General features: G+C 66.3%; 10 protein-coding genes. 4 read left to right on the forward strand and 6 right to left on the reverse strand.

Translation table 11 applies throughout. The features are described from left to right. Window positions 1-31 precede the first annotated feature (31 nt). Window positions 32-1,306, forward strand: coding sequence for an acyl-CoA dehydrogenase family protein (locus K225_RS0109095; RefSeq protein WP_026436108.1), 1,275 nt, complete (start codon window positions 32-34; stop codon window positions 1,304-1,306). 43 nt (window positions 1,307-1,349) lie between these two features. Then, window positions 1,350-2,048, forward strand: coding sequence for a hypothetical protein (locus K225_RS20630; protein WP_034712210.1), 699 nt, complete (start codon window positions 1,350-1,352; stop codon window positions 2,046-2,048). 94 nt (window positions 2,049-2,142) lie between these two features. Here the strand turns inward: K225_RS20630 and K225_RS0109105 are convergent, their stop codons facing one another. After that, entirely contained in the window at window positions 2,143-4,686 is a 2,544-nt protein-coding gene (locus tag K225_RS0109105; protein ID WP_026436109.1) for a penicillin acylase family protein, read from the reverse strand. 158 nt (window positions 4,687-4,844) lie between these two features. Between K225_RS0109105 and K225_RS0109110 the strand changes: the two genes are divergently transcribed. Then, window positions 4,845-5,192: a hypothetical protein gene (locus K225_RS0109110; RefSeq protein WP_026436110.1), complete on the forward strand. Its 348-nt coding sequence runs from the start codon at window positions 4,845-4,847 to the stop codon at window positions 5,190-5,192. A gap of 26 nt (window positions 5,193-5,218) precedes the next feature. Here K225_RS0109110 and K225_RS0109115 read toward each other — a convergent pair whose 3' ends face one another. The 5 genes from K225_RS0109115 to K225_RS0109135 form a co-directional block, all read right to left on the reverse strand. After that, complete coding sequence (locus tag K225_RS0109115) at window positions 5,219-6,205, reverse strand: LD-carboxypeptidase (protein ID WP_034712246.1); 987 nt, start codon at window positions 6,203-6,205, stop codon at window positions 5,219-5,221. A 20-nt stretch (window positions 6,206-6,225) separates the two neighbouring features. Further along, on the reverse strand, window positions 6,226-7,320 hold the full coding sequence (tadA, locus tag K225_RS0109120) for a tRNA adenosine(34) deaminase TadA (RefSeq protein WP_026436112.1): 1,095 nt from the start codon (window positions 7,318-7,320) through the stop codon (window positions 6,226-6,228). 64 nt (window positions 7,321-7,384) lie between these two features. After that, a complete protein-coding gene (locus K225_RS0109125) occupies window positions 7,385-7,636 on the reverse strand; it encodes a hypothetical protein (protein ID WP_026436113.1) in 252 nt (83 codons plus the stop codon). 1 nt (window position 7,637) lies between these two features. Beyond that, complete coding sequence (locus K225_RS0109130) at window positions 7,638-8,279, reverse strand: FMN-binding negative transcriptional regulator (RefSeq protein WP_026436114.1); 642 nt, start codon at window positions 8,277-8,279, stop codon at window positions 7,638-7,640. A gap of 76 nt (window positions 8,280-8,355) precedes the next feature. Next, window positions 8,356-9,507, reverse strand: a complete 1,152-nt coding sequence (locus tag K225_RS0109135; RefSeq protein WP_034712213.1) for a branched-chain amino acid ABC transporter substrate-binding protein — start codon at window positions 9,505-9,507, stop codon at window positions 8,356-8,358. Between the two features lie 225 nt (window positions 9,508-9,732). Between K225_RS0109135 and K225_RS0109140 the strand changes: the two genes are divergently transcribed. After that, complete coding sequence (locus tag K225_RS0109140) at window positions 9,733-11,736, forward strand: U32 family peptidase (RefSeq protein WP_026436116.1); 2,004 nt, start codon at window positions 9,733-9,735, stop codon at window positions 11,734-11,736. Window positions 11,737-11,770: the final 34 nt, after the last annotated feature.

Raw genomic sequence — 11,770 nt, forward strand, 5'->3', positions numbered from 1 at the left:
CACCCCACGATCACCAAAGGAGAAGAACCCCATGGACTTTGACTACTCGCCCAAAACCAAGGAACTGCAGGCCAGGCTGCTCCAGTTCATGGACGACCACATCTACCCGGCTGAAGCCGCCTACGCCACCGAACTGGCCGCCAACACGGCCGCCGGCAAGCGCTGGAGCGCGCTCCAGACCATCGAGAACCTCAAGCCCAAGGCCCAGGCCGCCGGTTTGTGGAACCTGTTCCTTCCCGTGGACAGCGCGGCGGCGTCGGGCTATGACGGTGCCGGCCTGACCAACCAGGAATATGCACCCCTGGCCGAAATCATGGGCCGCGTGCAATGGGCCAGCGAGGTGTTCAACTGCTCGGCGCCCGACACCGGCAACATGGAAACCATCGCGCGCTATGGCGACGAAGCCAACAAGACCCGCTGGCTCAAGCCGCTGCTCGAAGGCAAGATCCGCTCGGCCTTCGCCATGACGGAACCCGAGGTGGCATCCAGCGACGCCACCAACGTCCAGACCCGCATCGAGCGCCAGGGCGACGAATACGTCATCAACGGCCGCAAGTGGTGGATCTCGGGTGCCGCTGATCCGCGCTGCGCCGTGTTCGTGACCATGGGCAAGACCGACCCCGAAGCCCCCAAGCATTCGCAGCAAAGCATGGTGCTGGTGCCCGCCGATACCCAGGGCATCACCATCATCCGCCCGCTCAACGTGTTCGGCTACGACGATGCGCCGCACGGCCATGTCGAGATGACGTTCGACAACGTGCGCGTGCCGGTCAGCAACATCCTGCTGGGCGAAGGCCGGGGCTTCGAGATCGCCCAGGGGCGCCTGGGCCCCGGGCGCATCCACCACTGCATGCGCCTGATCGGCCTGGCCGAACGCGCGCTGGAGCTGATGTGCAAGCGCGCCAGCTCCCGCACCGCCTTTGGCAAGACCGTGGCCCAGCAGACCGTGACGCAGGAGCGCATTGCCGAAGCCCGCTGCAAGATCGACATGGCGCGCCTGCTCACGCTCAAGGCAGCCTGGCTGATGGACACCGCCGGCAACAAGGTCGCACGCACCGAGATCGCCATGATCAAGGTGGTGGCGCCCAGCATGGCCTGCCAGGTGATCGACTGGGCCATGCAGGTGCACGGCGGCGGCGGCATGTGCGACGACTTCCCGCTGGCCTACGCCTACGCCGGTGCGCGCACGCTGCGCTTTGCCGACGGCCCCGACGAAGTGCACCGCAATGCCATCGCGAAATGGGAGCTGGGCAAGTACGCAGCGCCCCGGCACGAGGCGCCCCCCCCGGTCACGCGCGGCTGTTGAGCGCCAGCGCAAGCACGCACCGAACCGCTACGATGGGGGCACTGTGCCCCTTTTCTTCACCACCCCGCCCCTGCGCCGCCGCTCCGTGCTGTGTGGCCTGGGCGCACTGCTGGCGGCTGCGGCATGGCCCGAGGCCCAGGCGGCGCCAACCGGCCAGCCCGCGGATGAGAACCCTGCAAAAAGCGCCTGGCCTGCTGCGCGCGCCACCCCGCAGGCACGCCAGCTGGTGCGCTGGATCGAAGGCACGGGCGACAACCAGGGCCTGCCGTTTGCCGTGGTGGACAAGCTGGCTGCCCGCATCCACATCTTTTCGGCACAGGCACTATGGCTGGGCACGGCCCCCGTGCTGCTGGGGGCGGCGCGCGGCGACCATTCGGTGCCCGGCATCGGCCAGCGCCCGCTGGCCCAGATCCGGCCCGAGGAGCGCACCACCCCCGCCGGCCGTTTTGTGACCGAGCCAGGCCGCAACCTGCGCGGCGAAGACATTGTCTGGATTGACTACGACGCCGCCGTTTCGCTGCACCGCGTGCGCAGCGTCAGCGCCGCCGAGCGGCGCCTGCAGCGCCTGGCCAGCCATGGCGTGCAGGACAAGCGCATCAGCTACGGCTGCATCAACACGCCCGAGGTGTTCTACGACCAGTGGATTGCCCCCTTGTTCGGGCACTCCAGCGGCGTAGCCTACATACTGCCCGACACGGAATCATTTGCCTCCCTATTCGTCGCTGCCAGCGCGTACCCATAAAGCGCCAGCAGCATGATTTCCTCACATCCTGAGGCTGCCGCATGGATCAGCCTTGCCGGATTCGCAGCCAACGATTTCAGGGCTCAGCAGACCCCTATGGCGCAGGAACCAGCCGCAGGTCGTGCCGCATGTGCGCGGGCTCGCGCTGCAAGTGGCGGTAATCCGCCTGCACCCAGGTGGCGCGCATGTCGCGGTAGCGCGGCGAGAACACCAGCCCGCTCTGGCCCGTCTGGTAGATGAACCGGGACTGCTCCAGATCGGCCAGGTCATACACCGCCCGCAGCGAAGCTGCATGGCGGTTCACAAAAGGGTTTTTGGCGTCGCCCGGGTTGTACTGACCCACGTTCACCGTGTAGGCATCGCCGGGCGAAGGCACGCTCACATCAAAATACGGCGCCAGCAGGGCCACGTTACCCAAAGGCTTGTGGCTGCTGAGCGCGGGGTGGGCATCGCCCCAGCGCCACCGGGCCGGGTCGGCGCCGTAAGCGGCCTGCAGGCGATCGAGCGCGCGCGCCAGCGCGGCAGCCGACTGGTCGGCACACGACAGGGGCTGGCACCACCAGGCATCGTCGCGCTCCAGAATGCCCTCCAGGGCCGCGCGGTAGTCACGTTTGCCGTAGGTGGCTTTGAAACGGTCGTCGCCCACACGGGGGGCAATCACACCGCGCGCCAGCTCATCCGTCCAGGCCGCAAACACCAGCGGCGCAGCCCGGTTGGCGTCCATCACCCCGTCAAAATCACGCAGCAGGGCCTGCGCGGAGGGCGCCAGCAGGTGCTGCGGCGCGGCCTTGCGCAGATGGGGCAGCAGCCGCTGGGTGGCCAGCGACAAGGCATCCGCCTGAATCGCCTGCATGCTGGCCGCATCATGCCGGGGGGTGGCCGCTATCAGCTGGGCGATGCGGTCATGGCGGTAGGGCAAGACCCAGTCCTGCGTGAGGTAGTGCGGATAGCCGGGCGCGGTGACGCGCTGGTTGGCGGTGGCCACCCAGCCGCTGCGGCCATCATCCTCGGGCGTCTGGGCAGAAGGCAGCCAGCCTTGCCAGTCGTAGCGCGCATCCCAGCCGGGCGACGGCGCGATGCCGCGAATATCGTTGCCGGCATGGCGCACAGGCACCTTGCCCATGGCCTTGAAGCGGATGTTCCCCTGCACATCGGCGGCCACCACGCTCTGCATGGGCGAGTGGTAGGGCTCCAGCGCCTGGAAAAGCGCGTCCACCGACTGCGCCTGGTTGCTCTGCAGGCCGGCAAGCACCGTCTGGTTGTCGGCATCGAGCGCGCTCCAGCGCAGCGCGAGCACGTATTTGCGCAAGTCCAGCACCTCGGCATGCGATTTTTGTACATCGCTCAGCACCGGGCCATGGCGCGTGGCGCGCAGCGGCAGCACGACATCCGGTTGCCCCTTGACGCGAATGGTTTCCGTGCGCAGCGTAAAAGGCAGCCAGCCCTCGGGTGTGCGGTATTGGGTCGGGTCGGCGGGGTTGATCTGCTCCAGGTACAAGTCCTGCACATCGGGGCCGGTGTTGGTGAACCCCCAGGCCACGCTGCCTGTGCGCCCCAGCACCACGAAGGGCAGCCCCGGCAAGGTGGCGCCGACAGCGTCGATCGCACCGATGGGGGTGCCATCTGCAGCCACGCCCGCCGGTGCCTGCAGCCGCGCGAAATACCAGATGGCCGGCGCACTCAGGCCCAGGTGCGGGTCGTTGGCCAGCAGGGGTTTGCCGCTGACCGTGCGCGAGCCTGCCAGCACCCAGTTGTTGCTGCCCTTGCCTTCGGAGGTGCCCGCATTGCGCGTGAGGTCCTGCGCCCAGGCCAGCATGCCCTGGCTGACTTCTGGTGAAAACACGCCCCCCGCAGGCTCTTGCGGCCCGGCCCCCGTTGCCACGGGCTTTTCACCCCCGCTGTCTGCGGGCGCAGAAGGTGCCTGCGCCTCACGGTAGATGCCCAGTTGCCGGTACAGCGACGCCAGATCGGCAGATGCAGCGGGTGGTTCGCCCGGATAGGGCGGCATCAGCTGCCACAGGCGCCCGGTGTCCAGCGTTCTGGCCACGGACAGGCGGGCAAACTCATTGCCCCAGTTACCGCCCAGGTCCAGCGCCATCATCAGTGCCCAGGCCACGCTGTCCTCGGGCTCCCAGACTGCGCCGGCGGTACCACCGGGCCTCACCCCCAGCACATGGAACTCGGGCGGCAATGCCTGCGGCAGGTTTTGGTGGAACGCATGAATGCCCTGGCTGTAGGCCTGCAGGGCCTCGCGGGCGTGGGCGGGCAGCCCGGCATATTGCTGGCGTGCATGGCCCATGATGTCGAGCCCGCGCATGAGCTTGTCGGTCTCCAGCGTAGCGGGCCCGAAGACTTCGGAAAGCTCGCCGTGCATCACGCGGCGGTTGAATTCCAGTTGCCAGGTGCGCTCTTGCGCATGCACGTAACCCATGGCAAACCACGCATCCTGCGCAGACTGCGCGCGGATGTGCGTGACGTCGGCAGCGTCGCGCTGCACGCTGACCTCCTCGCGCAACCCGTCCACCACGATGCGCCCGTCCAGTGCCGGAAAAGCACGCTGCACATACAGGGCGACGCCGGCACCCGCCAGCAAGGCCGCTGCCACCCATCCGACGATTGCACGCTGTAACCACACCATGGTGTCTGTCTCCTTGACCGCTTCCGCATCGGCGAATTGAAATAAAAGGGCGCAGTTTGTTGTCTTTATGCAAAAAAAGGAGCACGCCCCTTGCGCACAGTCTCGCTCCCGCGTAACTTGAACTGCCCTGCCACTCGTGGACATTCCTGCAACTCTTCATGCGCTGGAACAAACCCAATCTTCGCAGCAGCCTGCACGGCCTTCTGGGCCGCGATGCTCCAGCATCGACGGCCTGGGTGCGCAACCAGGACCTCGAAGATATCCGGTATGCAATGATCCAGTCCCTGGCGGGCCTCAGTGGCAGTGACGTCGCCCGCATGAACATGCGGCTGCGCTACGCAGGCGACATAGAGGCGCTGTGGTACCTGCGCAGCGATTTGCTCGCCGTGCTCACTCCACTGCGGGGCGAGGCACTCGCCCATGCCACACTGGCCCAATTGACACTGCTGTTCCAGGGGCAGCTTCCCCGCGCGCTGGGCGGGGCATCCAAGCCCACCCACCTTTGATCAGTCCTCAGGACGTGTTCACGTTCTCAGTGCTGGTGCCCCCAATACAGCAGCGCATCGCGGTCCTCCACCGACAGCGACACCTTGGCCCCCACTGGCAACACCACCTTGGTCTGCACATGCCCGAACGGCAGGTTGGTGAGCACGGGCGCCTTGATCTGGCTGCGCAGCCAGTCCACCACCGATTGCAGCTTGAAGCCCTTGTCGTGGGGCGCCAGCTTGTAGTTGGTGAACTGGCCCAGCACCACCGCCTTTTGCTGCGCCAGGATGCCCGCATGCAGCAGTTGCGTGAGCATGCGCTCGATGCGGTAGGGGTGCTCGCCCACGTCCTCCACGAACAGGATGCCGCCACGCACCGCAGGCAGGTAGGGCGTGCCCACCAGGCCGGTGAGCACGGCCAGGTTGCCACCCCAGAGGGTGGCGTTTTTCACATACAGGTCCGGCACTGCGGGCTTGCCGTCGGCCTGCGGTTTTTCTCGCGCCATGCGCCAGCCCGTCCCCTCACCGTGGCCCGTGAGCAGATCGTCGAAGCAGGCCAGCATGATGTCGTCGGGCTCACCCTCGACGCCAAAGTCACTGAGCAGACCGGGGCCGGCCCAGGTCACGGCACCGGTCTGCGCCAGCACGGCCGTCTGGAATGCCGTGAAATCACTCAGGCCCACGAATTTCAGGCCAGCGTCGATGGCCTTGGCCACCGCCTTGTAGCGGATGCCCGGCAGGATGCGCGTCAGGCCGTAAGACCCTCGCGTGATGAGCGCCACATCGGCCCCGCTGGCCGCCGCGCGGTGGATGGCGGCCAGGCGCGTGGCGTCGTCGCCGGCAAAGCGGGTGTGCACGGCCTGGGCGTCGGGGTCCACTTCCACTTCGTGGCCCAGGGCTTTCAGGCGCGCAATGCCCCGCTTGAAGGCCGCCTTGTCGCGGATGGAGCCGGCGGGCGAGTAGATGTAGATGTGCTGGGGGCCATGGTGATGGGCGTGGCCGTCTTCGGTGCTGTGGTGGTGTGAGGAGGACAAGATGGTGTGCGCGGTTGAGATCAATGGTCAAAGTATTGCATGGCCTGCTCGACAAGCTGCCGGGCCGCTTCAGGGCGATCCAGATCAAAAGTCCCCAAAAGTGGCCCCACCACCACGCGGGCTCCGAAGCGCGCAAAGGCACGCAATCCGGCGCGGTGACCTGCATCGGCAAATGGCGCTTCATAAGCGTTGCCCCGGGGCGCTGGGGCTTCGAAGGTGGCGCGCGCAGACATGGCCATGTCCGGCGCACCGGTTTGCGCCAGCAGCACGGCATTGCGCAGGTCCAGCCGAGTAACCCACTCCTGCAGCATCTGCGCGTGCCAATCCGGGCGGTGCACGGCCTCTTTCTTGGGCTTGTCGCTTTTACCAAAACCAATCAGGTCGGGCGCCACCACCCTGTGCCCGGCGGCCAGCAGGATGGGCACTGCGTGCCGAAACAGGTAGCTCCAGGCCGGGCTCGCGTGCAACAGCAGCCAGGTGCGCGGTGCCTGCACGGGCCCCTCGTCGAGGTAGTGCATGCGCAACCCCGCGAGGCTGGGCAGGTCGCTGAGGTAATGCGGCGCCCAGGGGTAATCGGGCAGATGGGCAAAGGCCGCGTCGGGTGTGCGCAAGGCATCGTCGCGCAGCGGATGCTGCGCCAGCGCCTCGGCGCGCTGCTGGGCGCGCCGGCGGCGAAAGAACGCACTCAGCAGCGTGCCGCACTCGTGCGCCAGTACCCCGCCCTGCACCTGCGTTTGGTGGTTGATGGCGGCATGCCCGAAGAGGTTGAGCACCGAACCCGCAGCGCCGGTCTTGGGGTCTTTGGCCCCAAACACCACGCGCGGCACGCGCGCATGCAGCATGGCGCCGCTGCACATGGCGCAAGGCTCCAGCGTGACGTAGAGCGTGCAGCCATCGAGCCGGTAGTTGCCCAGCCGCTGTGCCGCGGCCCGCAGGGCCACGATTTCGGCATGCGCGGTGGGGTCATGCCCCTGCACCGGGGCGTTGCGGCCGGTGGCAATCACCTGGCCATCCTTCACCACGACAGCCCCTACCGGCACCTCGCCCGCCAGCGCCGCGGCCTGCGCCTGGGCCAGCGCCTGGCGCATCCAGTGCTCGTCTTGCCGCAATTGCATTGCTATATATTCAATAGCATCAAGCGATTTGCTGATATGCGCCACAGGCCATTTTCATTCAAAATTACTTGGGATCATCGGGCATGGGCCGGGCCTGCTGCATGAGGCCCTCCATCTGCTGCCTGACCTGTTGCTGCACCTGCTGGCCTTGTGCGCGCACCGAGTCTGCTGGCGCCGGGGCGGCTGCACCGCCGGGCGCCGCCGGCAGCTGCAGCGAAGACACCGGTGCGCGCGTGGCCGCCAGCTGCTTCTTGGCCAGCACACCCACAATGGCCAGCGCCACCACCAAGCCCACCAACCCAAAAACAGCACGCATCTCAGACCTCCGGGTTGTGCGCGGACCCGGGCGCCATGCCCAGCCGCTCCATCCATTGCGCCAGCGCCCGGGCATCGGCATTGCCTTGCCGGTACTGCGCGTACAGGGATGCATGGGATTCATGCCGGTGCTGGTTGAGCTTGAGCTTGCACTGCAGCTCCAGCACTTCGAGCTCGAATGCCACGATGCCCGCCAGCATCTTGCGGGCGAAGTCCTCGCCCAGAGCGCGCCACTGCGCGGCATAGGACGGTTCGTGGTCGCCGATCAGCTGCTTGAGCAGCGCATCCTTGGCGGCGGGCTCCTCGACCAGACTTGCCTGCACACGGCAGTGCACGGCCAGGTAGTTCCATGTAGGCACCCGGGCCAGATCCGGGTACACCGAGGGCGAAAGATAGGCCTGCGGCCCCATGAAGGTGACCAGGGCCTGGGGCCGCGCCTGCAGGTAGCGCCAGTGCGGGTTGGGCCGTGCGCAATGGCCCAGCAGCACCAGGGCATCACCGCGCTGCTGCACATGCAGCGGCAAATGAGTGACGAAGGGAAACCCTGCGTCGTCATTGGAAACCAGGCTGGCCAGCGGGTGCGCGCGCATCAATGCGCGGGCGTGGGCCGGGTCGTGCGAATGGAACTGGGGCGGCAGGTACATGGGGCCTCACTGTAGTGGCAAATCCCCCGGAAAGCGCCGGGAAGCCCCGGCGCGTCCCGTGCACGTCAACCGCGCGTCAGTTCAGCGGCACGCGGCTGCCATCCTGGTAGGTGTAGAGCGTGACGGCAGGCGCGGCCAGTTCACCCTTGGCAATGAAGCTGATGTTGGCCGTCACGCCCTTGTACTGGGTCTTGCTCAGGAAGGGGCCGTACACCACGGGGTCCACCGAGTTGGCGCGCTTCATGGCATCCACCAGCACCATGGCGGCGTCGTAGGCGTAGGGGCTGTAGATCTGGAACTGGCCGGGGAACTTGGCGTCGTAGCGTTTCTTCCATTCGCTGCCGCCCTGCATCTTGTCCACCGATGCGCCGCCGGTGGCGCAGGTCACGTTCTTGACGGAAGGCGACTTGCCGGCCAGCTCGGGCAGCTTGGGCGTGCACAGGGCGTCACCACCAAAGTACTTCACATCGCCCAGGCCCAGTTGCTCCATCTGGCGCAGCATGGGGCCTGCTTGCGCATCCAGTCCACCGTAGAAGATGCCATCGGGCTTCTTGTTCTTGATGGCCGTGAGAATGGCCATGAAGTCGGTGGCCTTGTCGTTGGTGAACTCCTCGCCCACCACCTTCAGGCCTTTTTGCAGGGCCGTGGCCTTGAACACCGAGGCCACACCCTGGCCATAGGCCGTGCGATCGTCGATGATGGCCACGGTCTTGAGCTTGAGCGTGTCGGCCGCAAACAGGGCCAACGCGGCGCCCAGGGCGTTGTCGTTGGCGATGAGGCGGAAGGACGTCTTGTAGCCGGGTTTGGTCAGGTCGGGGTTGGAGGCCGATGCCGTGATGTGCGGCAGGTCGCATTTGTTGTAGACCGACGAGGCGGGAATGGATGTGCCCGACTGCAGGTGGCCCACCACGCCGGCCACCTTCTGGTCGCACAGCTTTTGCGCCACGGCGGTGGCCTGGCGTGGATCGCCGGCGTCGTCCTCGGCGGCGATCACGAACTTGATCTTCTTGCCGCCAATGACCAGATTCTGCGTGTTCAGGTCGTCCACGGCCATGCGCACGCCGTTTTCAGTGTCTTTGCCGATGTGGGCAATGCCGCCGGAAATCGGGCCGGCATGGCCGATCTTGACGGTTTGGACCTCTTGGGCCAGCGTGGCGCCGCAGGCGACAGCCAAGGCGGCGGCAGCGGTCCATTGCAGGGAAAAACGCAGGCGAGAAACAGGCAGCATGGCTCAATCTCCATCAATATAAGAAGCACGCAACCTTCAAGGGTGCGAAAAACCCCGCATCCTACGCCCGCGCCCGGCCCCAGGCAGCCCATTAGCAATAGAGCATGAATTTTTCATGCTTATCACTTCAACTAATAAACCAAGGTACGCCTCCCGCCATGCGGGCAACACCCACGGATGCGCGGGAAATCCACGCCCAGCAGCCGGCGCTGGGATAATCGCCCCATGTCTTTGCTGCCCCACCAGATCGAGTTGCTCTCCCCCGCCCGCGATGCCGCCATCGGCATCGAGGCGGTCAACCACGGCGCCGATGCCGTATACATCGGCGGCCCCGCCTTTGGCGCCCGGGCCGGTGCGGGCAACGACATTCGCGATCTGGAGCGCCTGATCGCGCACGCCCACCGCTTCAACAGCCGCATCTTCATCACGCTCAACACCATCCTGCGTGACGACGAGCTCGAAGCCGCCCGCCAGATGGCCTGGCAGGTCTACAACGCCGGGGCCGATGCGCTCATCATCCAGGACATGGGCCTGCTGGAAATCGACCTGCCGCCCATCCAGCTGCACGCCAGCACCCAGACCGACATCCGCACGCCCGAGAAGGCGCGTTTTCTGCAGGACGCGGGCCTGTCGCAACTGGTGCTGGCGCGGGAGCTGACCGTGCAGCAGATCGCCGCGGTGCACAAGGCCCTGGGCCCGGTGGATGCGCCGGGCCGCGCCAACATCGAGTTCTTCATCCACGGCGCGCTATGCGTGGCCTACAGCGGCCAGTGCAACATCAGCCATGCCCAAACCGGCCGCAGCGCCAACCGGGGCGACTGCAGCCAGGCCTGCCGCCTGCCCTACCAGGTGACCGACGCCCAGGGCCGCTTCATCGCGCACGACAAGCATGTGCTCTCGATGAAGGACAACAACCAGAGCGACAACCTGCGCGCGCTGATCGACGCCGGCGTGCGCAGCTTCAAGATCGAGGGCCGCTACAAGGACATGGGCTATGTGAAGAACATCACCGCCCACTACCGCACGCTCATCGACGAGATCCTGGAGGAGCGCGAGGCCTCGGGCCATCCGCTGGCGCGCTCGTCGAGCGGGCGCACCACCTTCACCTTCACGCCCGATCCGCTGCAGAACTTCAACCGCGAGTTCACCGACTACTTCGTGACCGGCCGCAAGGACGACATCGGCGCCTTCGACAGCCCCAAGAACCCCGGCCAGGCGATTGGCTGGGTGACCAAGCTCGGCCCCGACTTTGTGGAGCTGGAGGTGAGCGACCCCGCCACCGTGCTGCACAACGGCGACGGCCTGTGCTACTACGACCTGCACAAGGAGCTGGTGGGCATGGCCATCAACCGGGCCGAGCCGGTGTCGGCCCGCAGCGTCGGCCTGTGGCGCGTGTTCCCCAAGGACCCGATGGAGGGCTTCAAGGATCTGCGCAAGGGCACCGAGGTCAACCGCAACCGCGACATGGACTGGGTGCGCACGCTGGAGAAAAAATCGAGCGACCGGCGCATCGGCCTGTGGGTGCAACTGGCCGAAACACCCGAGGGCTTTGCCCTCACGCTGACCGACGAAGACGGCACCACCGGCAGCGCACGCATGGCCCACGCACACCAGAGCGCCACCGATACCGCCAGGGCCGAGGCATCGCTGCGCGAGCAGCTCGGTCGCTTTGGCGCCAGCATTTTTGCAGTGAACGACATCGCGCTGCAGCTCTCGCAGCCCTGGTTCGTGCCCGCCTCGGCGCTCAACGCCTTGCGCCGCGAAGCGCTGGAACAGCTGGAGGCGGCACGCGCCAAGGGCTTTGCGCGCCTGCCGCGCGCCACACCGGCCGAGCCGCCAGCACCCTACCCCGACGACACGCTGAGTTTTCTGGGCAACGTGTTCAACCACAAGGCGCACGATTTTTATGTGCGCCATGGCGTGAAGGTGATCGACGCGGCCTACGAGGCGCATGAAGAAGAAGGCGAAGTCAGCCTCATGATCACCAAGCACTGCGTGCGCTTCTCGATGAGCCTGTGTCCCAAGCAGGCCAAGGGCGTCACGGGCGTGCAGGGCACCATCAAGGCCGAACCCTTGATATTGATCAATGGCAAGGAGAAACTGACCTTGCGCTTTGACTGCAAGCCCTGTGAAATGCATGTGGTAGGCCGCATGAAACGCCATGTGCTGCAGCAGACGAACGAGACTCCCGTCAAGTTTTACACCACCCGCCCCCAGCACACCGCCTGACCCTGTGGGTGGCTGGACACAAGGATGCACAGCC

Origin of the sequence: Acidovorax sp. JHL-9, assembly GCF_000426205.1 — a bacterium.
Lineage (GTDB): Bacteria > Pseudomonadota > Gammaproteobacteria > Burkholderiales > Burkholderiaceae_C > Acidovorax > Acidovorax soli.

Bases quoted from the DNA above. Each gene is read 5' to 3' on its own strand.
- K225_RS0109095 (WP_026436108.1), top strand. From the start codon at position 32: ATGGACTTTGACTACTCGCCCAAAACCAAGGAACTGCAGGCCAGGCTG.
- K225_RS0109105 (WP_026436109.1), bottom strand. From the start codon at position 4,686: ATGGTGTGGTTACAGCGTGCAATCGTCGGATGGGTGGCAGCGGCCTTG.
- K225_RS0109110 (WP_026436110.1), top strand. From the start codon at position 4,845: ATGCGCTGGAACAAACCCAATCTTCGCAGCAGCCTGCACGGCCTTCTG.
- tadA (WP_026436112.1), bottom strand. From the start codon at position 7,320: ATGCAATTGCGGCAAGACGAGCACTGGATGCGCCAGGCGCTGGCCCAG.
- K225_RS0109125 (WP_026436113.1), bottom strand. From the start codon at position 7,636: ATGCGTGCTGTTTTTGGGTTGGTGGGCTTGGTGGTGGCGCTGGCCATT.
- K225_RS0109130 (WP_026436114.1), bottom strand. From the start codon at position 8,279: ATGTACCTGCCGCCCCAGTTCCATTCGCACGACCCGGCCCACGCCCGC.
- K225_RS0109135 (WP_034712213.1), bottom strand. From the start codon at position 9,507: ATGCTGCCTGTTTCTCGCCTGCGTTTTTCCCTGCAATGGACCGCTGCC.
- K225_RS0109140 (WP_026436116.1), top strand. From the start codon at position 9,733: ATGTCTTTGCTGCCCCACCAGATCGAGTTGCTCTCCCCCGCCCGCGAT.